Consider the following 24,335-nt stretch of genomic DNA (forward strand, 5'->3'; position numbering starts at 1 on the left):
GCCGGGCGCGGCGGTCCGCCGGCGGCTGCGAGCCCGATCGAAGTGTGAGCTGCCAAACATCGCTCATCAGCGCCAGCGTGGGGAGGGACATTTTCTCCACACCGAGGCAAAACGTCCTGTCTGCGGGGCGCGTGTCACGGGCGCGCATTGCGCTCGTCACCGCGCTTCGCCCTCGATCGCCATGGCACGACCCCTGCTGAGCTGGTGGGATCATGAAGACGAAGCTCTCCAAGAAGCAGAAAAGGAAGCTCACCAAGCTCGGCCGGAAGGTCCTTCGGCCGGTGGCCGCGGCGACGAGCCTCGCAGCGGTGTTCACGGCCGGCCTGTACAGCGGTGAGGCGAGAAACTATCTGAGCAGCGCGAAGACCGCCGTGAGCCGGAAGGTGAGGGCGTGGGCGAGCGCGCTTGGCGGTTTGAAGCTGGCCAATGGCGTATCGGGGAGAGCTCACCCCGACGTCGAGCTGGCGCAGCCGTCATGAAGCCGATGAAGAAGAAGACCCGCCGTGCCCTCCGGAAGGCGGTCAAGGCGGTGTCGGCGGCGGCCGCGATGATCGCGGTCGAGACGCTCGGCTCCGCCGCGGGCAGCCTGCTGAAGGACGCGCTGAAGAAGCGGCGGCGCGACCGCTGAGGCGCGCCGCCGCGGGCCTGCACGAGCGCCTCGCGCCTCGGGCGGTCCTGGGGTAGGTTCGGCCGGCGATGGACACCCGAACTTATTTCCAGGGCAAGAGCGTTCTCATCACCGGCGGTTCGAGCGGCATCGGGCTGTCGTTCGCGAGGCTCGTCGCGGGGTACGGCGCCGCGGTCACGCTGGTGGCGCGCCGCCGCGCCCTCCTCGACGAGGCCGCCGTGGGCATCCGGCGCGAGCACCCGTCCGCGCGGGTCGACGTCCTGGAGCTCGACATCAGCCGGGCGGACGACGTGGCGCGGGCGATGGAGTCTCGGCTCGCCGACCGGCCGATCGATCACCTCGTGAACAACGCGGGCGTGGTGATGCCGGGGCGCTTCCTCGAGCTGCCGATGGATCAGTTCAGGGGCATGATGGACGTGAACTTCTTTGGCGCCGTGCACCTGTGCAAGGCGGTGCTGCCGGCGATGGCGGCGCGCGGCAGCGGCCATGTGCTCAACGTCTCGTCGCTGGCGGGCGTGATCGGCATCTACGGGTACACGCCGTACGCGGCGAGCAAGTTCGCGCTGATCGGCTTCTCGCAGGCGCTACGCGCGGAGATGTGGCCTCACGGCGTGCGGGTGAGCGTGTGCATGCCGCCCGACACCGACACACCGCAGCTGGCGTTCGAGAACCAGTACAAGCCGGCGGAGACGAAGGCCATCGCGGGCAACGTGAAGACGCTCGAGCCGGACGCCGTGGCGCGCAGCATGGCCGACGGCATGGCGCGCGGGCGGTTCGAGATCTACCCCGACGTCGGCTCGCGGGTGAGCGCGATCGCGCAGGGGGTCATTCCTGGGGTGGTCCGCTGGGTCTGCGACAGCGCGCAGCGGAAGGCCGGGCCTGCGGTGGGGTGAGCGCGGGAGAGCGATAGAAGGGTGGGGCTCGTCGCCTGAGTTCCTCCCCGCGCCGTGAGAGTTCTCGCCTGATCGCCCGGCGCATCCTCGCCCTGGCCGCTGCCTGAGAGCAAGCCGCGTCTTGAGACCGCACGAGCGTGGTCGGCTCGCGCAGGCGATTGGCAGCTCCATCAACACACGGCCTGCTTTCAGCCTGTCGAGCGCTGAAGGATGAGCTCGTCAAGCATCGAGCTCAACAACACCTGATGCGCTCACGCGGTAGGCCGCCGGCATCGCGTAGCCGATTGTCTCGCTGTCACAGCCTGGTGAGGCACGCTTGTCACCTGGGCCACACAATTCGACAACACAGCTGAATTTCTCGACAATTCCAGACACTACCATTGAACTTACACCTGGCATCACCCGTGAATAAGCAGCGACACGAGGACGAAATAGTCTTCAGCAGAGCGCGTGAGCGCCGGACAAATACGATCATCGAGAGGGCGCGCATGCATTTACGCACCTCGCGTGCAGGACGGCTCCGTCACCGGAGCCCGCTCGATGAAGCATCGCAGATTCGATACCGGCGCGATGGCGCCGGATGGCGGCCACAGGTCGAGCTCGATCGAAACAGGCGCGCATCGGAGGATGCCGAGCCGCCCGACGGTACGATCGGCTGAACAGCACAGTGACAGGCGGATGACAGACCGGCGCTCTGCGCTCTGAGCAAAAAAATAACAGCAAACCGAAACCCAATTTTCGAGGACATACAAGATGAAGCCTCTCAAGTCTCGCGTTCTCTCGGGCGTTGGCGCTGCTCTCGTCGCTCTCAGCGTGTCGACCACCGCGCTGGCGAGCTATGAAGTCCCGTCCGCCTCCGACTTTCCGGACTACGGCAACTTGACCGGCGCGCTCGTGGCCATCCCCGTCCTGATCACGGATGTCCTGGATCTGAATGACGAGGTCATCGACGTCGACAGCATCAAGATCGTGTACCTCGATGACATCCTCACGGGCGACCAGCTCGTGAACGTGAACAAGACGCTGAACAACCTCATCGTGAACCTCCAGATCCTCAACCTGCAGAGCGTGCTGGAGGACGTCGACGTCGCCAACGGGATCAAGGTCGGCGACGTCCTCAGCAACAACGACGTCGACGTCAGCGATGTCGTCGCGGTCAAGGTGTTCGACGTCGAAGGCGTCAAGAAGCTGCTGGTGTTCGTCAAGTAGGGCTGCTCGCTCGCCCCACCTCGCGCCAGACATCGATACGGATATCGTAAAGCATCGCCGGGCTACCAGCCCTCGATCCCGGCAAGAGATCTGGCGCGCCCCCCACAGCGCGCCGAGATCGCGCCTGCTCAACCTCCATCGCCTGGCCCCCCCGACAACCCGGCGGCTTCCGGGGCTTCCACCGACAGCCTCCTTCTGGTACGTGGGGCCGTCGCCCGGGGCCCTGGCTCCGGAGCGGCCCTTCAGACCGAGGCTCGGCCGAGGAGATCCGCACCCGTGCTAAGGAACACACGCCGCGTCGCCGCGCTCCCGCTGTGCATCGCCCTGCTGGCCGGCGCGGCGGAGGGTCGCGCCGAGGCCCCTTCGGAGGTCGCCCGGCTCATGGCGCAGGCGAACGCGGCCGCTCGAGAGGATCGGCTCGCCGACTCGCGCGACCTGTGGATGGCGGTCTGGCAGCTGGAGCGCGCCCAGGTCGCCGCGTGCAACATCGGGGCGCTGTCGCTCCGGCTCGGCGACGCGCCGGCCGCCGTGCGCTGGCTGTCGCTCTGCCAGGAGATCATGCGCGCGCCCAGGACGCCCGCGGAGCGCGCGCTCGTCGCGTCGCGGCTCAGCGACCTGGCCCGCGCGCGGCAGCTCGCCGGCGAGCTCCACGTGGTCGCCCCCGCGGGCTCGAAGATCACGATCGACGGCGCGCCCGCCGAGCTCGAGGGCGACAAGCCCATTCCCGTCGCCCCCGGCCACCACGTGGTGCGCGCCGTGCTGGACGGCAACGTCGCGACGGCCGAGATCGACGTGCCGCGCGGCGAGGCGCGGGAAGTCGTGCTCACCTTCGCTGCCCGGCCCGCCGGCGTCCCTGCGCCGCCCCCAGGCCTCCCGGCGGCGCCCGCAGGCGCGCCGGCGCCGCCCCCCGGCCCCCGCGCCTCCCCCATCGCCCCCCCGCCTCCCCGGCCCGGGCCGCGGCCGGAGCTCGTCGCCGGCGGCTTCGGGCTCTCCGCCACCCTGGCGGCGATCGGCGGCGTGATGCTCGTCGGCGCGGAGAAGAAGGACGACGCGGGCGACACCGCCGCGCTCTCCGCAGGGCCGAACCGTTGCTTCCGGCTGACCCAGCCGGTTTGCCAGCAGTCGGCGTCGGCCTACGACGACGCGATCGCCTACCGGGGCGTGGGCATCGCCGGCCTCATCGCGGGAGGGGCCGTCCTGGCCGCCACGCTCGGTTACGCGTTCTATCCGCGCGGGCCGGCAGAGATCACGGTGTCGGCCAAGGGGCTTACGTTGACGAGCACGTTTTGATGTGCGCTTCGACCTTGCCCCTGCTCTGATCGAAGGACGCTTCGCACGCTGCGCGATCTTGCGAAAACTTGCGTGACGGCGGCCGCCTGACCGCGGCATACTGCGCCCCGAGACGACCTGGCAAACGACACCCCGGCGGATTGGGGCCGCCTGGGTGCCGGCGCCACAGCCTCGTGCCGGAGGACTGGACGCATGGGTAGACCCATCGCGCGTTGTGCTGCTGCTCTGCTCTTTCTCATCACCTCGGCGACCTTCTTTGCGTGCGGCGACGGGCCCTACGTGGGTGGAAGGTGCGCGACCACGGACCACTGCCAGTCGGACCAGCAGAATGTGCCAGGCACGATCTGCATCGATGAGCACTGCGAGTGTGGCGAGCCGGGGAAGGTCATCTGCTGCGCGCGCGGCGACGACACGCCGGACTGCTTCGAGGAGTGCCGGACCTGCGACGAGTGCGCCGAGGGCACGGAGGAGTGCTCGGGGGTGCCGGTTCCGCCCGGGAGCTGCGAGGGCGACGCGGAGTGCCCCGGCCCGCCGGACCCGCGGTGCGGGGTCGGGAGGTGCGCGGACGGCGCGTGCGTCGTGGAGATCGAGCGAGGCCCGATCGCCTCGCAGATCCGCGGCGACTGCAAGGTCGAGGAGTGCACGGCCGACGGCCGCGTGGTCAGCGTAGCGGCCGTCGACCCCTACGACGACGGCAACCAGTGCACCCTCGACGCTTGCGACATCGACGAGCCGCGACATCTCCTGTTGGATGGCGTCGCATGTCCCGCCTCGGGCGCCGGACGATGCCATGAGGGCGCGTGCGTGCAGTGCGTGGACACAGACCCGACGCTGCTGTGCCCTGGCGGGCTCGCGTGTGATGGTGTCTGGTGCGTGCCGGAGCACTGCGTGAACGGTGCGCGAGATGACGGGCTCCGCGAAACAGGATTGGACTGCGGCGGTTCATGCCGCCCCTGCCCGTCGAGCGAGCGCTGCGAAACCGCCACGGACTGTGAGAGCGGCGTGTGCACGAACGGAAGCTGCATGATCCCGACGTGCAGCGACGGGATCAAGAACGGCCTCGAGGCCGGCGTCGACTGCGGCAAGCTATGGTGCCCGCGCTGCCCGGTGGGCGGTGGCTGCGAGACCGGCGCAGACTGCCTGAGCGGCGTGTGCTGGAGCGGCATCTGCGAGGCGCCCACCTGCACCGACGGCGTGAAGAACGGCGACGAGACCGGCGTCGACTGCGGCGGCGCGGCTTGCGCCGCGGCGTGCCCCGAGTGATCGCGCCGCACGCAGGAGGCCGACGACGACCATGAGCCGCCAGGAGAGCGCGCTGCCCGGTAGGACCTCGCCGCCAGGCTCGTCGACGAGTTGCTTCATCGCGCCGGCCTGCGGGTCGATCCCCGCTCGGACGGCGGCGCTCTCACGCTCTCCATCTCGCGATCTCCCTGACCGTCGTTGATCCCCGAGTCCCTCGGGATCCCACGGGCGCCTCCACCACCGCGCCGTCCGCCAAGTACAAGCGCTCAGGCCACACGAGCTCACCTGAGACGCCGCCATCCCCTTCGTCAGGGCCAGACGCCGCCCCCTTACGAACGCGCTGCCGTCGATCAGGGCGCTCCCGCTTGCCTGTCGCGGCCACGGCGCCGCATGGACACGGCCAACGCCCGCGCAAGCACCTCGTGCAGGCGATGACGGCGTTCGTGTGGAAACACGGAATCAGCGAAGCACCAGGGGAGGACAGGGCCGAAAATGACGAGCAAGATCATCTTCAAGTATGCCGCGCTGTGGACATGCACCGCACTTGGCGCGCGATCGCTCACCGGTTGTGTCGTCGACAGCTCATCTTACCACGAGACACCGCAGGACGGAGACCCGTCAGAGGCTATCCCGGCCCAGAGCGCCCTCAGCCGCGCGCCGCAGGGGGACCTCGCCACTGCGGTGTCCTGGTCTGACTCCCCTCACGTCTGCGACTTCGGCTTCCTCGGGGGCGCGGCGTGCGACCAGTACTGCAAGAGCCAAAGGCACGCATTGTGCGGCTATTGCGAATGGAATGACACCGAGCGTAGAAATCAGTGTCAATGCCAGTCGGATCCTCAGCGCTGCTCGCAATAGCCGCCGCTCCGCGATGTCCCTGAGGCGCCTCGACCTCCGGGAGCCCATCTCCAGCAGGGCCCTCCGTCAGGTCACCCCGGGCCGCGGTTCCCCAGGGTGGGCCGCCGCGGATCAAACGCCACGCTGCACCCCCACATCATGAGCTCATGTCGCCCCCGCTCCCTGGAGCAGGTGGGTTCGCACACGACCCGCGACCCTGAGGTGCTCGAAACTCGGACACGTTGCCTCCGACTTTTCCGTTTGGGTCGTTCACGCGAGGCGCGACATCGACGGGGTACGTCCGCTAACCTCGCCTCGGGGGATTCCTGTGTCGCGGCTCAGCGACATCGACTTCGACACGCTTTTCGCAGGCAAGGCGGGGAGAACTGCCGTGAAAAACAAGAATCGTTTCTGGAAGCTAGCGTTTGCAGCGTTCGCCGTGGTGTCCATGACATGGATCGCCGGCTGCGCTCAGGGGGGCGGAGACGACGCGGCCAAGGGCCACGACGGCGACGGCAAGAGCGCCCCGACGACAGCCAAGGTCGTCAAGCTCGCCTTCGTGACGAGCGGGACGAGCGAGTTCTGGCGGATCGCGGGGGCCGGAGTCCACAAGTACGAGCAAGAGGCGAAGATTCAAGTGGACATCAAGGCGCCGCCGAACGGCACGCCCGAGGAGCAGAACCAGATCCTGGAGAGCCTCGCCAGCCAGGGATACGACGCCGTCGCCGTGACCGTCCTGGCGCCGAACGATCAGGTCGCCGTGCTCAACAGGGTCGCCGAGACGTCGCGACCGGACTCTGGTCGTACAACGGGCCGGCCATCATCGCGGCCGTCGAGGCGCTCGGGAAGAAGGGCAAGGTCATCCCGGCCGTGTTCGACGAGGAGGACGCGACGCTCAGCGGCATCGAGAACGGCACTGTCGCCTGCACCGTCGTGCAGAAGCCGTTCCAGTTCGGCTACCTGTCGAGCAAGTGGATGCACGAGCTCGCGACGAAGGGCGACGCGGCCATGGCCGCCATCCCCAAGGACAAGATGGTCGACACCGGCGTCGACGTGATCCGCAAGGAGAACGTGGCGGAGTTCAAGGCCAAGCTCGTGGAGCTGAAGAAATAGCCTCCTTATCCGGCGGCTCGATCGGGGGCGCCCCCCCTCGATCGAGCCCCGCGGTCCCGACCGATGACGTCGACTCCCGATCTCCCACCCCTGCTCGCGATGCGCGGGATCGTCAAGCGGTTCCCGGGCGTCACCGCGCTCTCAGGTGTGTCGCTCTCGCTCTGCGCCGGCGAGGTGCTCGCGCTCGTGGGAGAGAACGGCGCCGGCAAGAGCACGCTCATGAAGATCCTCGGCGGCGCTTGCCCGCCCGGCGAGGGGCAGATCTTCCTCGACGGGTCGCCCGTGTCGCTGAGCGGGGTGCGCGCGGCCAAGCGCCTCGGTCGCGCTGATCCATCAGGAGCTGATGCGAGCTCGCGCGGGCCGAGGCGACGCACGACAGGATCGTCTCCATGATGGTCGGGCGGGAGCTCAGCGGCCGCTACTTCCCGGAGAGGAGCCCGCGCCAGCGGCAGGAGCCCGCGCTCGAGGTCCGCGACCTCGTCGTCCCCGGCGCGCCCGCGGGCGTGAGCTTCACGGCGCTGCGCGGGGAGATCCTCGGCTTCGCGGGGCTGGTCGGCTCGGGGCGCACCGAGCTGATGCAGGCGATCTTCGGCGCGACCCAAGCGCTCGGCGGCACGATGACGCTCGCAGGAGAGCCTTACACGCCGCGGACGACGCGCGACGCCTTCTGGCTCGACCGCGCCGCCGAGCGCCGCGCCGCGCGCGCCGAGGTCGACCGGCTCCGCATCAAGACGCCGACGCTCGATCGGCGGTCGGTGAACCTCTCCGGCGGCAACCAGCAGAAGGTCGTCCTCGGGAGATGGCTGTCGATGGGCCCTCGCGTCCTCCTCCTGGACGAGCCGGCGCGCGGCATCGACGTCGGCGCCAAGGCCGAGATCTACAGGCACATGGCCGCGCTCGCCGCGGAAGGGATCACGCTCTTGATGGTCAGCTCGGACATGGAGGAGGTGCTCGGCATGAGCGATCGCGTGGTCGTCATGCACGAGCGCCGGATCACGGGCGTGCTCCCGCGCGAAGGGCTGACGCAGCAGCGCGTCGCCGCGCTGATGACGGGGAGCGCGTGGGGCGCGGAAGGGGACGTGGAAAGCGCGGTGACCGCATGAGACGTGAGCTGGGCATGAGCCTCGTGCTCTTCGTGATGTGCGCGGGGCTCTGGATCTCCAACCCCGACTTCCTCGGGCAATCGAACGTCGTCAACACCACGCGGCAGATCGCGATGCTCGGCATCTTCGCGATGGGCATGGGGTTCGTCATCATCACCGGCGGCATCGACCTGTCGATCGGCTCGGTGATCGGCCTCACCGGCGTCCTGCTCGCCAAGATCTCGTCCTCGGGGATGGGGTGCCTGGGCTACCCGCTCTGGGTCGGCATCCCGGCGGCGCTCGCCGCCGCGGTGCTGGTGGGGCTCGCGCAGGGGCTGCTCATCACGCGGCTCAAGCTGCAGCCGTTCGTCGTCACGCTCGGCGGCATGCTCCTCGTGCGCGGCGTCTCGCAGACGGTGGCTGAGGGCGGCACGCTGAGCTTCGGCGACTCGCCGTTCCTCGGCCTCGCCAACGGCGGGCTGCTGCGCGTCTCCGGCGACGCGCTCATCCCCTACCCGCTCGTCATCTTCCTCGTGGTCCTCGCCGCCGGCGCGTACGTGCTGCACTTCACCGTGCTCGGGCGCTACATGTACGCGATCGGGGGCAACCGCGATGCCGCCGAGTACTCGGGCATCGACGTGCGCCGGGTGGAGGTCTCGACGTACGTCATCTCGTCGGCCACGGGCGGGATCGCGGGCGTCTGCTACGCGTCCTACATCGGCCAGATGTCGCAGCAGGTCGGGATTGGCTACGAGCTCTACGCGATCGCAGCCGCCGTGCTCGGAGGCTGCTCGCTGCGCGGCGGCGAGGGCAGCGCGCTCGGGGTCCTCATCGGCTCTGCCCTCATGCGGGTCATCGACAACGGCATCAACATGTTCCAGATCCGCCACAGCGACGACGGCGTGCCGCGCGTCTGGCGCCTCGACCCGAACTGGACGTTCATCATCATCGGCGCCGTCATCCTCGTGGCCGTCGTCTTCGACCAGGTGGTGCACGTCGCCCAGGCGCAGCGGCGCGCCGGGCGCGCCGGCGAGGCGAAGACCGCCGAGCCGCGCCCCATCGAGGCGCCGCCCGCCGGGGCGGAGTAGCCGCCGCGCGGTCAGCCGCGCTTCGCCTCGCGGCGGCGCACCCTCGAGAGCGCATGGCGGAAGCCGCTCGCCAGGTTGGCGTGCGTCACCATCGAGCCGACGTCCAGGCCTTGCCGGACCATCATCTGCGCGGCCTCCGGCCGGATGCCGACGAGCACCGCCTCGGCGCCGAGCAGCGCGGCCGCCTGCGCCGCCTCGACGAGCCGGGACGCCGCCGTCGCGTCGACGAACGCCATGCCGGTGACGTCGATCAGCACGACGTGCGCGCGCTTCGCGTCGATCTCGCGGAGCATCGACGCGATGAAGTCGCCGGAGCGCTGGGCATCCATGACGCCCACGACGGGCATCACGAGGATGCCGTCCGCGATGGGCACCACGGGGCTCGAGAGCTCGCGGATCGTCTGGAGCATCGCCGCTTGCTGCAGGTTGGCGCGCTCGAGCTCCTCGCTCCGCGCGGAGATGCGGCGGAGCAGGCGGGCGTTCTCGACGCCGATCGCCACCGTGCCGGCGACGCGGACCAGGAACGCCACGTCGCCCGCGCCGCACGCCTCCCTGCGAGCGCTGCTCAGGACGAGGGCGCCGAGGACGTTGCCGCGGCCTTGCAGCGGCACCGCGATGGCCGTGCGCGCGCCGTCGTGCGCGGCAGGCAGGGCGGCCTCCGCGCCACCCTCGGCGGGGTCGATCACGACCGGGCGGCCCGACGCGATCGCGCGGCGCACGAGCGAGCGCGCCGGGATCGAGACCTGGTCCTCGACGACGGAGCTCGAGGGGGGCGAGAGCCCGATCATCATGACCTCGATGGCAGGGGCGACGGGCGCGATCCGACCGCCGTTCCCGGCCGCGGCCCGGCGGGCGGCCTCGAGAGAGAGGTAATCGCTCAGCGTCGTGGACCACGGCGTCTGCTCGAGGGTGACGCAATCGACGCGGGTGTGGAGGACACGGGAAGGCGGCAGCTCGGCGAGGGTCGGCCCGACGCCGCGCGTGATCATCCGGTGGATCGTCTCGATGGCGCGGAAGCCCATGTCGTCCTCGCGCTGGACGATCGTCGCGTGGATCGCCCCCTGCCGGAGCAGGGCGACCGTGCGGGCGACGAGATCGAAGCCGACGACCTTGAGATCTCCGGCCCTGCCGAGGGCTCGCGCCGCGCGGCCCCAGGACGGCCCGTTGTCCGCCGCGGCGCCGAAGGCGCCCGCGACGTCGGATCGCCCCTCCAGCGCCACCGTGGCGAGCCTCGTCCCGGCCTCCTGATCCCAGTCGCACGGGATCGTCGGCAGCACCGTGAGGTTCGACCCGAGCGCCGCCGCCCAGAAGCCATCTACGCGCTCGCGGATGTTCAGCGCGAGCCCCACGGCGCCGAGGGACGCGACGACGCCGCCGCCCGGGAGCAGCCGCTTCATCACCTCGGCCGCCAGCCTGCCCGACGCCACGTTGTCCGTCCCGATGTAGAGCAACGCCCGACTGCCGGGGATCGGAGGCGTGTCGATCACGACGACCGGGATGTCCCTCTCGGCCGCCCGCCTGAACGCCTCCTCCGCGCTCTCGGGGTTGCTGGGCGCGACGATGATGCCGGACATGCGCCGGTCGATCGCCTCATCGAGCAGGGCGCGCTGAGAGCCGTCGCCGTCGCCGCCATGGCCGGTCCGCCAGTCGATGGAGACGCCGAGGGGCCGCGCGGCGCTGTCCGCGCCGGCGCGGATGTTCTGGAAGTAGGTCGTCGGCTCCGACGCCGGGGCCCGGTAGACGCGGGCGCAGAGGTCGCCCTGCGCGAGCCCGGGGCCGTCCCCGACGCGGTCCTCCTCGAGCAGCCAGATCTCCACCGTGTTCCAGCTCGGATCGAGCTGCACGCTCTTGATGCCGTGAGCGATGGTCTCGATGAGGTCGTGCAGCGCGAGCGTCGTGCCCACCGCGTGGAGCAGCCGCTCGAACAGGCGGATCTCCTGCGCCGCGCTCGCCTTGTCGTCATAGAGCCTGTGCCGCTCCAGCGCATCTCCGGCCGTGCCCGCGAGGACCTCGATCGTGGCGCGGCGCTCCTCGCCCGGAGACTCCATGGTGGCCTGCTCGATGGCGAGATAGCCGGCCGGCTCGCCGCACAGCTGGATGGGCGCGACCAGCACCCCGGCGCCTTCGGGGACGCCGCAGCGCGCCCCGAGCGCGAAAGGCAGGTACGTCCGGTACCACGCCCGCGCATCGACGATGCGGCTCGCGTGCGCGCCGTCAGAAGGCGCCGCCGTGCCGGGCGCGCCCCCCTCGACCTCCACGCCGACCGGAACGCGCGAGGAGACCCCAGGTGGCGCGTCGAACCCGACCAGCGCTCGGGCCACGAAGCGGTCGCCCTCGCGGAGCAGCAGGCTCCCGCGCGGCGCGTGCGGGAGGACGGCCATGGCCCGCCGCACGATCTGCTGGAGGACGGCGAGGAGGTCGGGTACCTGACGCATCCGGGTCGTTCGACGATCTCGCCTGGATCCAGGCGGCCTTCAACAACTTCGCGCGAGATCGATCGGGTCAATCGGGGGTCGGAAGAGACTGCGCGGCCGAGACGCGGCGCGGTTCGCGCCGGTTAGGGCGACACCGCCGAGCCGAACCGATCGAGCGCGCCAGCCGAGCCGAAAGCGACATCGACGCGCTGGCTGCCGGGCACATGCGCCGACACCGCGCGTCGATGAGCGCAAGCGTGGTGCGTCGCGACGGCGTCGCCGCCGGCGAGGAACCGCTCACGACATCGACTCATGACGACGCGATCATGAGCTGGGCGCTCGTGGCACAAACAGGCAGCGACCTCCGCCCGCTTCGCGGGGAGCGCGCCGGCCCGCGTCACCCCGGCAGCCGAAGGCCCGCCCCGCTGGCGCCGGCCCCGAGCCCCTGTCAGCCCACCGCAAGGAGCAGCGCCCGCGCAGGCCCCGAGCCGCGCCGGGCGCTCCCCCAGCAGCGCTGCCGCAGGCGCGCAGGTTGCAGGGAAAGCGCAAAGATCTCGCGGAGCGGCCATGGATTCCGCTTGCGGACGCCGGCGAAATTTGTGTCATTATTGCGTGGTTACCGTAACAACTTTGCGACGCGTAGCAGCGCGGCGCGCTTGCCCTTGACGACCGAGGAGGCGAGAGTCCTGGACGTCATCGAACGATACGAGTTCAAATACCTGGTACCGGAGCGTCTGGTCCCGGCGATCCGGGCCACCGCCTGCGCGATCGGCCGGCTGGACCGGTATGCCGGCCCGGGCGGCGTGTACCGCATCCGGTCGCTCTACCTCGACACCCGCGGGTTCGACCTCTACTGGGCCAACGCCCGCGAGCAGCGCGACCGCTTCAAGCTGCGGGTGCGCACCTATCCCGGGAAGACCAGCCCGGCCTTCCTGGAGGTGAAGCGGCGCGTCCAGGATGTGATCATCAAGTCGCGCGCGGCGGTGCCAGCGAGCGAGTGGCGCGAACTGCTCGCGCCCGGCCGCCCCGCCTCGCTCGATCGCCTCCCGCCGGGCGCGCGGAAGGCCGCGGAGAAGTTCATCGGTGCGTTCCACCGCCACGACCTCAGGCCGATGCTCCTTGTCGACTATGAGCGCGAGGCGTACGAGAGCACCCTCGACACCTACGCGCGCCTGACGTTTGACCGGAAGATCGTCTGCCAGCGCAGGGAACTGCTGGATCTCGACGCCTCCGAGGGCGGGTGGCGCCCGGTCGATCACCCCGTCCAGACGCAGACGCCGGAGCCCGTTTGCGTCCTCGAGCTCAAGTTCGAGCGCAGGCCGCCTGCGTGGATGGTGGCGCTCGTGCGGCGCCTCGAACTCGTCCGGCACTCGTTCTCCAAGTACTGCTACAGCGTCACCGCGCAGCTGATGCTCCCGGAAGCGCGGGCAACCCGGGTCGCAGGGTGGCAATGATGGACTGGCTGGCGGCGCTCTCGCACGGCGAGGCCGTCGAGTGGCGCGACGCGCTCCTCGCCCTGCTCGTCGCCTTCGGGCTCACGCAGGGCATCGCCGGCGTCTACATGCTCACGTTCCGCGGCCTCTCGTACTCGCGGACGGTCGTCCAGAGCATGGCGCTGGGCAGCATCATCACATGCACGCTCATGCTCGCCGTCGGCAACAACATCGCGGCCGGCATCGGGATCGCGGGGGGCGTCTCCGCGATCCGGTTCCGCACCACGATGCGCGACCCGCGCGACGTCGTGTTCGTCTTCGCGTCGCTCACCATCGGCATGGCGAGCGGCGCGCGGGCCTACGGCGCGGCGATCGCGGGGGCGGCGATGTTCGGCGTCGCGACGCTCTTGCTCCACGTCACCGGCTACGGGTCGCGCCGGCAGCCGGACGGGCTGCTCCGGTTCGTGGCGCCGGCCGGCCAGGCCGGCGCGGAGATCGCCGGTCCGATCGCGGGCATCCTCCGCGAGCACTGCGGTACCTTCTCGCTCGTGACCCTGCGCGAGGCGGCGCAGGGCACCGTCATGGAGCACGCCTACCAGATCCGCGTTCGCCACCCCGACATGCGGGCCGGCCTCGTGACGAGCCTGCAGGCGTTGCCCGGCGTGGCGGACGTGAGCCTGATGCTCCAGGAGCCGACGCTGGACCTCTGACCACGGCGACGCACCACATCGACTGGTGCGTGGGCAGCAATCTCACCTGGGCGCGTCGCGTCGCCGCTGCACCGTGGTAGCCGTGCTAACAGATCGCATGCACAAGAGTCGCCTGGCTGGGTTCATCATCGACTGCCGAACCGACGATCTCGATGGCGCCGCCCGCTTCTGGAGCGCGGCGCTCGGGATGCGATCGCGCGGCCAAGACGGCGAGGCCTACGTCCGCCTGGACGCGTCTGCGCGCGATCTTTCGGTCGAAGTGCAGACCGTGAAGCACGGGAGCCGCGTTCACCTCGACATCGAGACCGACGACGTCGAAGCCGAGGTGCGCCGCCTCGAGCGGCTCGGCGCCAAGCGGGTCACGCAGGCCTCGACGTGGTGGGTGCTCGAGGCGCCGACCGGCCAGCGCTTCTGCGTGGTGAAGACCCATCATCCGGACGCGCACGGCTTCTCCACGTGGGACGACGAGGGGAACCCCGCGTAGAAGCGGCGGCCCCGGCCTCGACGCCCGCAATGGGCAACTCATTACCTCGTGCAATTCACCATGACGTAGCGTAACCCCATCCATTCTTGCGCTCACGCCCGCTCCTCTGCAAAACTCGATAAAGCGGCCCTGGCGAACTGGTTCCGAGCCCGATCCATCCACGCATCCCCGTCGAGCGCCTTGGCGCCGCGGTGCCCGTTCGCATCGCTCGGCCGTCGGCGCCGGCGCCAGCGCCCGCGGCGCACGCCGAGCCACCTCGCCTCGCCCTGGGGCCCGAGCACCCGGCGGTCGGCGTGGCCGCCAGATTCAAGCGGACGCCCGCGGATCGCCCACGGCGGCCGGCGACCAACCCGCCGCGCAAGAGGACGCAGGGCACGCAGTTCGCGCGCTGGCCGACGGGCCGGGGTGGCCGCGCTGGCCGGCCATCCTGGACCACCGGGCGGCCACGCCACGGGACAAAGCCGCGGCCAACAGCCCCGTAGCCCGGTTTTTCGGGGTGCGGAGGCAGGCCGAGATTTTGCAATGCCTCCGGATGGCTCCCGACGCTCGCGAGAAATCGAGGCGAGCCCGGGTCAGCATCAATTTTGGCCCACGCCTGTAGGCTGATGTAGCCAAACGTGGGAAGAGGTTAACGTGCGTATCCTGGGTTTCACGGTACTGACACTGCTTGGCGTTGTGACCTCGAGTTGCACCGGTCCCTCGGACAGCGGCGGGAGCGGGGGCGGAGGTGGAGGCGACGCCCGGCACGTCGAGATTCCCGAGCAGTCGGCGGAGATGTCCGACCCGCTGCCGGTCGAGACGCCGGCGACGGAGGCGGAGAACTCGGACCCGCTGCCGGTCGAGCCTCCGGCCACAGAGAACGACGAGCCGCTGGACCAGCCGGCGATGATCGAGGTGCCGATCGCGCTGCCCGGCTCGACCCAGGGCTGCCCCGACGGGATGGTGCGGGTGGAGGGCGAGTATTGCAGCGCCGTGGTGCAGGAATGCCTCGAGTACCATCCCGAATGGACAAAGCGCCACGGCGAGCCGGGGGTTGCCGCCCGATGCTTGCGATTCCGCGAGCCGTCGCGGTGCGTCGCTGAGAAGACAGAGCACCTCTCGTTTTGCATGGACCGGTACGAGTACCCGAATGTCCCGGGCGCGCTGCCGCGCACGCTGACCTCGTGGGAGCAAGCCGCCGGGCTCTGCGCGGCGGAGGGCAAGCGGCTCTGCACCGAGGCCGAGTTCAATTTCGCCTGCGAAGGCCCTGAATCGCAGCCTTACGTCTACGGCTACGAGCGGAATGCCGAGACGTGCAATCAGGACCGAGACTACCGCTTTCCAGACCACTCGCAGCGGCTGCTCCACTACGAAGCGTGCCAGCAGAACGCGCGGTGCGCCGCCGAGCTCGCGCGCCTGGACGGCCGCGAGCCGGCCGGCGGGCGCGCGGAGTGCGCCTCGTGGGCGGGCGTCTTCGACCTGAACGGCAACGTCAACGAGTGGGTGGTGCGCACCGATCAGAAGGCCCCCTACCGCAGCGGGCTCAAGGGCGGATGGTGGGGTCCGATCCGGAGCCAGTGCCGCCCGATGACGACCTTTCACAAGGAAGACGACTACGGCTACGAGGTCGGCTTCCGCTGCTGCGCGGACGCCGAGACACACCCCGCGGGGTGAGCGCGGCTCGCGGGCCACACATCCGCCCGGGCTTCTGACCTCGCGCCCGCGGGGCGCGGGAGCAACGGTATCTCCCTGAGCGCATAGCTCGACCATCGAATCCTCGTTGCAGCTTCAGGAGGGCGGACGGCACGCACGCCGTTCCGTCGCGGGCCAGTGAATTCGACGTGCCCCTGTCTCCACCCGGAGGGCCAACACGGGCCTCCAGCAGCCGAACGGCACCATGCGGCCGGCCATGACCTGGCTGATGGACTTCCTCGACCGCTGACGACCAGAAGCGCGCGCGGCGCGCGTCGAGCCGTGCTATGCGAGCCGGATGTCCAGAGACGTCGAGCTCCAGTGTCGCTGCGGAAAGGTCCATGGATGGCTGCGCGGTGCATCGCCGGACGCGGTGAACCGCGCCGTCTGCTACTGCGACGACTGTCAGGCGTTCCTGCACCATCTCGGCCGCGCCGACCTGCTCGATGAGCAGGGCGGCACGGACATCGTGCAGGTGGCTCCTTCGGCGGTCTCCTTCGACCGCGGCAGCGAGCTCGTCGCCGCGGCGCGCCTGACGCCCAAGGGCCTCTATCGCTGGTACGCGAGCTGCTGCAAGACGCCGCTCGGCAACACGTTGACGCCGCGACTGCCGTTCATCGGCATCGTCACCGAGCTGTTCCAGCAAGCGCCGGGCGCGCGCCCGTGCGACGAGGTCTTCGGCGCGCCGCGCGGCGCGATCCTGGGCAAGTTCGCCATCGGCGAGCCGCCGCCCGGGTCGCTGAGGCCGAGCGTGCGCTTCCTCGCGCACGTGGCCCGGAAGCTGCTCGGCTGGAAGCTCCGCGGCAAGGCGTGGCCGCATCCGTTCTTCGATCGCGCGAGCGGCGATCCGAAGTATCCCATCACGGTGCTGTCCGCGGCCGAGCGCGAGGCGCTGCGCCCGCTGTGCGGCCCGCGCCCCGCGCGCGCATGACGGGCAGACTCGAGCCTCCCCGCTCGTCCTCGCGGCGACGCCGCGCTAGCGCTCCGCGCGCCCTTCGCGCGGGGTACCGCTCCAGCGCAGGTCGGCGACGATGGGGAGGTGATCCGAGCCGAGATCCGGGCCGATCCATGCGCGCTCTGTCGTCCAGCCAGGCCCGGCGAGCACGTGGTCGATGCGGACGCCAAACCAGCGCGTCCGCTTCGTCGCGCCGAACCCCAGGCCGGCGCGCGAGAACGCGTTCTCGAAGCCTGCCCAGAAGCGCCGGTAGATGGCGCTGTCGACCGGCATGTTGAAGTCGCCGGCGATGACGACCGGATAGGGCGCCTCGTCGACCCACTGCCGCGCGAGCTCGGACTCCCAGACACGCAATGCGATGACGCGGTCGTGCTCCGCTGCCTGCTTCCACAGGCCGTGGATCAGCGCCTCGATCGCCTCGCGGGGCGTCTCCAGATGCAGGTTGAGGAAGCTGAAGACACGGGTCCCGCGCGGCTCCTCCGAGCTCGGCCGCAGCGCGTCCGGCAGCGCGATCGCGTAGCGGAGGATCGCGCCGTGGCCGCCTTGATTCCAGACGTCGCGGCGATCCCTGGACTCGACCTTGAGGAGAGGGTGCCGGCTCACAAGGCACATCCCGGTATCGACGTGGACGGACCATCCTGGAAATGCCGCGTTCAGCTCCGGCTCCGACGCCGAGCACTCCTGCAGCGCGAGCACGTCGGGCCGGGTCTCGGCCACGAAGCCCTTGAGTCGATCGATGTTCATGGCGCGGCTCCCCGTGTTGAAAGAGGCGACGCGCAGATCGGGACTGTCGGCGTCTCCGGAAAGGGCCCGGAGCGAGAACGAGAAACCGAGGATCGGCCCGGCCACGATCACCGATGCCAGCGCCGCCGGGAGGAGAGCGCGGCGCTGCACGAGGAGCGCGGCGGGCACGATCACGAGGAGAGGGACGGCGACTATCTGACGCGGGCCGAAGAGAAAGAGCGTCCCTGGCCACCATCGGTCGCCCACGATGGGCAGGGCGAGCCAGATCGACGCGACCGCGAGGAGGTAGAGCACGGCGACGGCGAGCACCACGAACCGGAGCCGGCGCCAGCGTGGTGGGGACGAAGGAGGCCTGGCGGGTTGCGGTTGCGGCTCGGACGACGCATCCCTGGATGGCTCGCGGTGGCGCATCGATGTTCCTCCGTCGGCGTGTAGAGTCCGTCTCGACGCGCGGGGGCGGCGACGAACGCACTCAGCCTCACCGGCCGGGCGCGCTGGCCGCGTCCGCTGGCGCCGCCTCGTTCACAAGCGTTATGGACTTCGCCGGCTCTCCTTCTCCGCCGCCTTCTTGGCGGGAGACCCCTTCTTCGCCGCAGCCTTCTTCGCCGGAGTTCCCTTCTCCGCCACAGCCTTCTTGGCGGGAGACCCCTTCTTCGCCACAGCCTTCTTTGCCGGAGTTCCCTTCGCCGCTGCCACCTTCTTGGCGGGAGCCCCCTTCTTCGCCACAGCCCTCTTGGCGGGAGTCCCCTTCTCCGCCGCAGCCTTCCCCGCGGCAGCGGCCGTCGCGTGCGCCTCTCGCTGGCTCGCCGCAGCACGCGCTGCTGGAGCGCTCGTCTTGATTGGCTTCCCTGGCCTCCCGGGCGTCGGCGCCGCGCCATCCAGCGACTGCAAAGCTCGCTTCGGCGCCACCGCGCGATAGCTCTCCTCGATCCACTCGAGCAGCATCGCCCCGGGCACGCGATCCTTCGGCCCGAAGCGCGCCGTCACCCAGCCGCTCTTGCCGAGGTTGTACCCCGTGGCTTCCGCGAACGGCAGCATGAGCGCGGCCTCGCCCGACTGCGGGAGCTTCGCCGTGACAACGAGCTTCCCTTCGTGGGTGTTGAGGAAGACGAAGATCTTCCCGCGCACCTTGGCGACACGGTCGCCCCAGGGGAACTCCTCCACGGCCTCGGGATAGGCCAGCGCGGCGTCGCGCAGCCTCGCAAGGATGGGCGTGAACTTCGCGTCGTCCTGGCGCATCGTCATCCGGCGAGCGTAGAGCGCTCGCACGACCTCGTAAAGCCGGAACGGCGCCTCCTCACCGCCCGCTCAAGAGCTGATTTCTCCGGTGCCATGAGGTAGGGTGGCGCCTTGCAGGAGCGCGCTATCCCAATGTTTTCGCTCGAGAACCGTGTTCAGGAGTACGCCTGGGGCTCCCGGGACGCCATCGCGACGCTGCTCGGACAGCGCCCCTCCGACAAACCGCAGGCCGAGCTCTGGATGGGAGCCCACCCGGCAGCCTCCTCGTGCATCGAGCTCGACGGGGGCCGAGAGCGCCTGATCGACGCGATCTCCGAGCACGCAGACGCCTTCCTCGGCGGACCGACGCGCGAACGCTTCGGCGCTCGGCTCCCCTTTCTGCTCAAGGTGCTCGCGGCCGACCAGCCGCTGTCGCTGCAGGCACACCCGGACGAAGCGCAGGCGCGGCGCGGGTTCGACGCGGAGAACGCCGCCGGCGTCCCGGTCGACGCCCCCGAGCGCACCTACCGCGACCCGCACCACAAACCCGAGCTCATCTGCGCGCTCACCCCGTTCGACGCCCTCTGCGGTTTCCGGCCGGCCACCGCGCTGCCGGAGGTCTTCGAGCTCCTCGCCGGAGGCCCAGGGGACGCGCTCGTCCCGCGCGGCGCCGATGTGATCGACGCGGCCGCGGTCGCGCGGCTCGTCCAGGGCCTGCTCGCGCTCGAGCCGGCCGCCCGGCGCGAGCTCGTGTCCTCGGTGGTCGAGGCGTGCCGGGAGCGCGCCCAGGCGGGCGGATGGCTCGCGCGGGCCGCTGGCTGGGCGCTCCGCCTGCACGAGCTCTACCCGGGCGACGTCGGCGTCGTGATCGCGCTCCTGCTCAACGACGTGCACCTCGAGCCGGGCGAGGCGCTGTACCTGCCGCCGCGCCGTCTGCACGCTTATGTGCAAGGGGTCGGGATCGAGATCATGGCGAGCTCCGACAACGTGCTGCGCGGCGGGCTCACGCCGAAGCGCGTCAACGTCGACGAGCTCGTTCGCGTCCTCGATTTCGCGCCGTGGCGTGTCGAGCCCGTCGTGCCGCGCCGGGTGGGCGTGGAATCCTTTTATGACACCCCAGCGCCGGAGTTCCGGCTCTCCCGCATCGACCTCGAGGCCGCGGCCCCCTGGAGGACCGATGACCGCCGAGGCCCCGAGATCGTCCTCTGCACCCGGGGACAGGCCTCGCTGGTCGACGCGCGCGGCGCTGCCCGCGAGCTCCGCCAGGGTGGCTCGATCTTCGTCCCGTTCTCGTCGGGGAGCTACGCCATCGAGGGACACGGCCAGCTCTTCCGGGCTACCGTCGGCCTCTGAGTCGCTCTCTGGTCATCGAATGACGGCGCCACCCGTACGCGGCGCGCTATCCCAGGGCGTCCTCGATCCGGACGCGCACGAGGCGCACGCCGGAGGGGACCTGGAGCAGCGTGTCCCACCACTCCGAGCCCGCGAAGCGATAACGGATCTGCACCCCGAGCGCGGTCCCGTCGCCGAGCGCGCGGCGGGCGAGGGCGAGCTCGCCGCCCGCGCTGCCGGCCCGCTGGAGATCCCCCGCGCGGGAGGTCGCACCGGCCTTGAGCGACACCGAGACGAGCTCCGCGGCCTCGGCGAGGTCGAAGAAGAGCTGATCGAGGGTCGCGTCGTCGAGCACGGCCTCCTGCAAGGGCGGCAGCGGGATCTCGGGACCGACATCCGTCTCCTCCGTGGAGGGGAGCTTCATGGCCTGTCCGCTCCCATGCTCGGCGGCGGCCACGCCGAAAGGGGCCTGGGCGCGCGCTGATCCAGCTCGGCCGAAGGCGCGTGGCACTGGGTGCAGCTCTGCCGGTAAGGGTGGGTCGAGCGCATGCCGAGGGCGCCATGGACGCCATGGCAGCTCGCGCACTCCGAGCGCATCAGCGTCGGGTGCGGGATCGTGGGCGGCGCGCCCTCGTAGGCGCGGGCGCCTCGCCGCGGCGACGGCATGCCAGCAAAGGTGTTGTCGGGCGGAGGCGGCGTCTCCGCGAGCGGCCTCGGGTCGGCGCCGACGACATGGCACTGCGTGCAGCTCTCGTAGCGACGGTGGCTCATCCTGGGCGCGGTGAGGTTCGCGACGCGCAGCCCGCGCTCGTGGCACGAAAGGCAATCCGGGGCGCCGAGCTGCTCGATGCGATGCGGGATCGTGGGCGGCGCGCCGTCATAAGCCCGGCGGGAAGCGCGCCGCTCGAGCGCCGCCTCTCGATCGGCCTCCGACTGCTCGACAGGCGCGTAGAGATCGGCGTCCGCCGCCTCGAGCCGGGCGAATGCGCCCTCGTACATGCCGGCGTTCGGGCCGTGCGCGCGCTCGCGCATGTCGGCGTAGCTGCGCGCCTCGACGCTCGCCGAGGGCGGAGGGGGATCGCCGCGCAGCTCGGCGACCCCCTGCTCCGTGCCGCGGACTCCCGAGAAGTAGCCCGCCGCCGCGACGGCGACGATCGCGGCGAGGCCGACGTGCAGGCCGCGGGCGTCCTTCATCGCGCCTCTCCCCGCTTGCCCTGCGGTTTGCGGCGGATCCTGACCGCGCACTTCTTGTAGTCCGGCTGCTTCGAGAGCGGATCGTACGCCTCGAGCGTCGCGCGGTTCACCATCACCGTCTCATCGAAGAACGGCACGAACACCGTGCCAGGCGGCGGCGCGCCCCGGCCCTCGATCCAGACAGGCAGCTCGAGCGCGCCACGCCGGCTCTCCAGGATCACGACCTCGCCGTCGCCGACGCCTAGCGTCCGCGCGTCCTCGCGGTTCATCTCCAGGTACGACTGCGGCATCGCCCGCTGTAGCTGGGGTATCCTCATGGTGAGCGACCCCGTGTGCCAGTGCTCGAGGACGCGGCCCGTGCACAGCCAGAAGGGATACTCCGCGTCGGGCGACTCGGGCGGCGGCTCGTAGGGGTGAAACCAGATGAGCGCCCGGTCGTCCTTGGTCACCGAGTGGTAAAACTGGATCTCCTCCTTCGTGGCATAAGGGTCGTCGAACCTCGCGAAGCGGAACCGCGTCTCGCGCCACGAGCCGTCGGGCTGCTCGACGACGGGCCAGCGCAGGCCCCGCGCCTTGACGTACTCGCGGTACGGCGCCAGGTCCTTGTGCTTGAACCGGCTGAACTCGCGGTACTCCTCGAAGAGCTGCTCGTCGACGTTGACGTCGTGGTAATGCCTGTAGTCCCAGACCGGCACCTCCTTGCCGTCCTTCCGGATGTCGAACAGGAAACGGCCGTCCTTGTCCTTCATCCCGGCGAAGCCCATGTCGTGGAGCTTGCGCGCCACGGCGATGATCTGCCATGCATCGTCCCGCGCCTCGCCGGGCGGCTCGACCATCTTGAACCACTGCTGCGTACGGCGCTCGGAGTTGCCGAACATCCCGTTCTTCTCGACCCACATGGCCGAGGGCAGGACGAGGTCCGCGGCGCGCACCGTGGCCGTCGGGTAGACGTCGGACACGATCAGGAACTTGCCCGGGATCTTGCGGCTCGCGTCGAAGAGCTCGTTCGTGTTCGGCAACGACTGGCCTGGATTGGTCACCATGACCCAGATGGTGTCGATGTCGCCCCCCTGCTCCTTCGGGGTCGAGAAGCGCTTCCAGAGCTCGACCGTGTGGTAGCCGGGCTTCGGGTTGATCCGCCCCTCGGGCAGGTTCCATAGGTGCTCGGCCTCCTTCCGGTGCTCTGCGTTCGTGACGACGAGACCGCCGGGGAGCCCGTGGGCGAGCGTGCCGACCTCGCGCACCGTGCCGCAGGCCGACGGCTGACCCGTCAGGCTGGTCGGGGCGTCGCCGGGCTTGCCGAAATGGCCGCTGAGCAGGTGCACGCCGTGCACCAGATCGTTGATCGCGGTGCCGCGGGTGTGCTGGTTCATCCCCATGCACCAGAGGCTCGTGATCCGCAGATCGCGGCGCCCGAAGAGATCCGCCAGCATCCGGATGTCCTTCGCGGCGACGCCCGAGATCGCCTCCACGCGCTCCGGCGTGTATTCGGCGAGCGCCATCTTGTACTCCTCGAAGCTCATCGGCTGCCCCTCGAGGGTGGGGTGCTCCGTCCGCTTGCGGAAGTTGCAGAACCTGTCGACGAACGCCCGGTCGAACGTCCCGCGCTCGACGAGCAGGTGCGCGATGCCGTTCGCGATCGCAAGATCGGTGTTCGGCTTGAAATACAGCGTGTGCTGGCAGAAGGCCGAGGTGCGGGTGCGCCGCGTCGTGAGATCGATGAGGAGCACCTGCTCGCCCCTCGATCGCCGGTCGACGACGCGCGAGAAGAGCACGGGGTGCATCTCGGCCGGGTTGTTCCCCCACATGAGGAGCACATCGCACTTGTCGAGATCCTCGTAGCAGCCGGCCGGCTCGTCCACGCCGTAGGTGGAGAGGAAGCCTGTCACCGCAGAGGCCATGCAGAGGCGCGCGTTCGGGTCGATCTGGTTGTTCCCGAGCCCCGCCTTCACGAGCTTGTTGGCCGCGTACCCCTCGGGGATAGTCCACTGGCCGCTGCCGTAGAGCGCGAACCCCGCCGGGTTCTGCATCGCGCGCCGCGCGACGATCGCGATGGCCTCATCCCAGCCGATGGGCTCGAGCTTGCCGTTCCTGCGGAGCAGCGGCTTCGTGAGCCGGTCTCTGCCGTAGAGGGCGAGGCCGACGTGATACCCCTTCACGCAGAGCAGGCCCTTGTTGACGTCCGCGCTCTGGTCGCCCGCGACCGCGACCACGCGGCCCCCTCTCACGCCCACCTGCACGTGGCAGCCGGTGCCGCAGAACCTGCACGGCGCCTTGTTCCAGACCACATCGGAGGCGGTCCCCGCCCCGGGGGCCGCCTGGGCTGCGGCGACGCCGTCCTTGCCCAGCGCGAGCCGACTGGCGGCCACGGTCGCCGCGCCCATCGCGGAGCACCTCAGAAAATCGCGGCGATCCATCATGGCTCCAGATCCGAGAAGTCGACCGAGACCACGTCGACGAAGTCCACCCCGTCGGTGCAGAGCATCCGCTCCACGAGCTCTTCGCCCGCGAGCAGGGTCGCTGTCTCGGCGATCGCGGGCAGCCTCGAACCACAGGGCGGACCGAGCGAGAGCGCCGCCTCTGCGGCGAGCGAGCGACACGCCCGCGCTCGCGCGCTGGGCTCATCGGAGAGCGTGATGACAAGAGCACTGAGGGGCATCGGAACGCCTGGTTGGGGTTGATCGGGTGGATGTGTTCGAGCGGGTCGAGCGCCACATCGCAAGGTCCACGCCACGCGAGATCGTCGCCGGGAGGCCCGTCCATCGCGGCGTGCGCCCTGCGCCTCACCGGAGATCCCTGGC

23 protein-coding genes and 1 pseudogene are annotated in these 24,335 nt (G+C 70.3%); 17 read left to right on the top strand and 7 right to left on the bottom strand.

What is annotated here, in order from left to right; genetic code table 11:
• Positions 1 to 212 precede the first annotated feature (212 nt).
• From WMF39_RS25510 to WMF39_RS25560, 11 genes and pseudogenes are all read left to right on the top strand, one after another.
• A complete protein-coding gene (locus WMF39_RS25510; RefSeq protein WP_437739084.1) occupies positions 213 to 479 on the top strand; it encodes a hypothetical protein in 267 nt (88 codons plus the stop codon).
• On the top strand, positions 476 to 628 hold the full coding sequence (locus WMF39_RS25515) for a hypothetical protein (protein ID WP_437739085.1): 153 nt from the start codon (positions 476 to 478) through the stop codon (positions 626 to 628). The genes WMF39_RS25510 and WMF39_RS25515 overlap by 4 nt, the downstream gene beginning before the upstream one ends.
• A 68-nt stretch (positions 629 to 696) precedes the next feature.
• Positions 697 to 1,521, top strand: coding sequence for an SDR family oxidoreductase (locus tag WMF39_RS25520; RefSeq protein WP_437739086.1), 825 nt, complete (start codon positions 697 to 699; stop codon positions 1,519 to 1,521).
• Positions 1,522 to 2,334: 813 nt separating this feature from the next.
• Complete coding sequence (locus WMF39_RS25525) at positions 2,335 to 2,730, top strand: hypothetical protein (protein ID WP_437739087.1); 396 nt, start codon at positions 2,335 to 2,337, stop codon at positions 2,728 to 2,730.
• A 276-nt stretch (positions 2,731 to 3,006) separates the two neighbouring features.
• The gene (locus WMF39_RS25530; protein ID WP_437739088.1) at positions 3,007 to 4,020 is read left to right on the top strand and encodes a hypothetical protein; all 1,014 of its coding nucleotides are present in this window, start codon (positions 3,007 to 3,009) and stop codon (positions 4,018 to 4,020) included.
• Positions 4,021 to 4,212: 192 nt separating this feature from the next.
• Entirely contained in the window at positions 4,213 to 5,283 is a 1,071-nt protein-coding gene (locus WMF39_RS25535; protein WP_437739089.1) for a hypothetical protein, read from the top strand.
• Positions 5,284 to 6,544: 1,261 nt separating this feature from the next.
• Positions 6,545 to 6,862, top strand: a pseudogene (locus WMF39_RS25540) (substrate-binding domain-containing protein); the annotation flags it as partial.
• Between the two features lie 104 nt (positions 6,863 to 6,966).
• Positions 6,967 to 7,209 carry a hypothetical protein gene (locus WMF39_RS25545; RefSeq protein WP_437748148.1) on the top strand — a complete coding sequence of 81 codons (243 nt, stop codon included), beginning with the start codon at positions 6,967 to 6,969 and terminating at the stop codon, positions 7,207 to 7,209.
• A gap of 63 nt (positions 7,210 to 7,272) precedes the next feature.
• Positions 7,273 to 7,602, top strand: a complete 330-nt coding sequence (locus WMF39_RS25550) for an ATP-binding cassette domain-containing protein (protein WP_437739090.1) — start codon at positions 7,273 to 7,275, stop codon at positions 7,600 to 7,602.
• On the top strand, positions 7,599 to 8,312 hold the full coding sequence (locus tag WMF39_RS25555) for an ATP-binding cassette domain-containing protein (protein ID WP_437739091.1): 714 nt from the start codon (positions 7,599 to 7,601) through the stop codon (positions 8,310 to 8,312). Before WMF39_RS25550 ends, WMF39_RS25555 begins: the two co-directional genes overlap by 4 nt.
• A complete protein-coding gene (locus WMF39_RS25560) occupies positions 8,309 to 9,379 on the top strand; it encodes an ABC transporter permease (protein WP_437739092.1) in 1,071 nt (356 codons plus the stop codon). Before WMF39_RS25555 ends, WMF39_RS25560 begins: the two co-directional genes overlap by 4 nt.
• A gap of 11 nt (positions 9,380 to 9,390) precedes the next feature.
• Here the strand turns inward: WMF39_RS25560 and WMF39_RS25565 are convergent, their stop codons facing one another.
• Positions 9,391 to 11,814, bottom strand: coding sequence for a substrate-binding domain-containing protein (locus WMF39_RS25565; protein WP_437739093.1), 2,424 nt, complete (start codon positions 11,812 to 11,814; stop codon positions 9,391 to 9,393).
• 635 nt (positions 11,815 to 12,449) lie between these two features.
• Here WMF39_RS25565 and WMF39_RS25570 point away from each other — a divergent pair.
• The 5 genes from WMF39_RS25570 (at position 12,450) to WMF39_RS25590 (ending at position 17,022) form a co-directional block, all read left to right on the top strand.
• Positions 12,450 to 13,247, top strand: a complete 798-nt coding sequence (locus WMF39_RS25570; protein ID WP_437739094.1) for a polyphosphate polymerase domain-containing protein — start codon at positions 12,450 to 12,452, stop codon at positions 13,245 to 13,247.
• Entirely contained in the window at positions 13,244 to 13,936 is a 693-nt protein-coding gene (locus WMF39_RS25575) for a DUF4956 domain-containing protein (RefSeq protein ID WP_437540792.1), read from the top strand. Before WMF39_RS25570 ends, WMF39_RS25575 begins: the two co-directional genes overlap by 4 nt.
• A 97-nt stretch (positions 13,937 to 14,033) precedes the next feature.
• Positions 14,034 to 14,420, top strand: a complete 387-nt coding sequence (locus tag WMF39_RS25580; protein ID WP_437739095.1) for a VOC family protein — start codon at positions 14,034 to 14,036, stop codon at positions 14,418 to 14,420.
• A 675-nt stretch (positions 14,421 to 15,095) separates the two neighbouring features.
• Positions 15,096 to 16,073: an SUMF1/EgtB/PvdO family nonheme iron enzyme gene (locus WMF39_RS25585; protein ID WP_437739096.1), complete on the top strand. Its 978-nt coding sequence runs from the start codon at positions 15,096 to 15,098 to the stop codon at positions 16,071 to 16,073.
• Positions 16,074 to 16,389: 316 nt separating this feature from the next.
• The gene (locus WMF39_RS25590) at positions 16,390 to 17,022 is read left to right on the top strand and encodes a DUF6151 family protein (protein WP_437739097.1); all 633 of its coding nucleotides are present in this window, start codon (positions 16,390 to 16,392) and stop codon (positions 17,020 to 17,022) included.
• 45 nt (positions 17,023 to 17,067) lie between these two features.
• On the opposite strand, the gene WMF39_RS25595 is transcribed toward WMF39_RS25590, so the two are convergent.
• Together WMF39_RS25595 and WMF39_RS25600 are read right to left on the bottom strand one after the other, a co-directional pair.
• Complete coding sequence (locus WMF39_RS25595) at positions 17,068 to 18,102, bottom strand: endonuclease/exonuclease/phosphatase family protein (RefSeq protein WP_437739098.1); 1,035 nt, start codon at positions 18,100 to 18,102, stop codon at positions 17,068 to 17,070.
• Positions 18,103 to 18,321: 219 nt separating this feature from the next.
• Entirely contained in the window at positions 18,322 to 19,035 is a 714-nt protein-coding gene (locus WMF39_RS25600) for an MmcQ/YjbR family DNA-binding protein (RefSeq protein WP_437739099.1), read from the bottom strand.
• A 126-nt stretch (positions 19,036 to 19,161) separates the two neighbouring features.
• Here WMF39_RS25600 and manA point away from each other — a divergent pair, with 126 nt between their 5' ends.
• The gene (gene manA, locus WMF39_RS25605) at positions 19,162 to 20,361 is read left to right on the top strand and encodes a mannose-6-phosphate isomerase, class I (protein ID WP_437739100.1); all 1,200 of its coding nucleotides are present in this window, start codon (positions 19,162 to 19,164) and stop codon (positions 20,359 to 20,361) included.
• A gap of 46 nt (positions 20,362 to 20,407) precedes the next feature.
• Here the strand turns inward: manA and WMF39_RS25610 are convergent, their stop codons facing one another.
• From WMF39_RS25610 to WMF39_RS25625, 4 genes are read right to left on the bottom strand one after another with little or no spacing between them, the layout of a single operon-like run.
• Entirely contained in the window at positions 20,408 to 20,764 is a 357-nt protein-coding gene (locus WMF39_RS25610) for a hypothetical protein (protein ID WP_437739101.1), read from the bottom strand.
• A complete protein-coding gene (locus WMF39_RS25615; RefSeq protein WP_437739102.1) occupies positions 20,761 to 21,534 on the bottom strand; it encodes a nitrate reductase cytochrome c-type subunit in 774 nt (257 codons plus the stop codon). The genes WMF39_RS25610 and WMF39_RS25615 overlap by 4 nt, the downstream gene beginning before the upstream one ends.
• On the bottom strand, positions 21,531 to 23,954 hold the full coding sequence (locus tag WMF39_RS25620) for a molybdopterin-dependent oxidoreductase (RefSeq protein ID WP_437739103.1): 2,424 nt from the start codon (positions 23,952 to 23,954) through the stop codon (positions 21,531 to 21,533). The genes WMF39_RS25615 and WMF39_RS25620 overlap by 4 nt, the downstream gene beginning before the upstream one ends.
• Positions 23,951 to 24,193, bottom strand: a complete 243-nt coding sequence (locus WMF39_RS25625; RefSeq protein ID WP_012237335.1) for a hypothetical protein — start codon at positions 24,191 to 24,193, stop codon at positions 23,951 to 23,953. The genes WMF39_RS25620 and WMF39_RS25625 overlap by 4 nt, the downstream gene beginning before the upstream one ends.
• Positions 24,194 to 24,335 lie beyond the last annotated feature (142 nt).

This window comes from Sorangium sp. So ce1504 (genome assembly GCF_051521635.1).
GTDB lineage: Bacteria > Myxococcota_A > Polyangia > Polyangiales > Polyangiaceae > Sorangium > Sorangium cellulosum_B.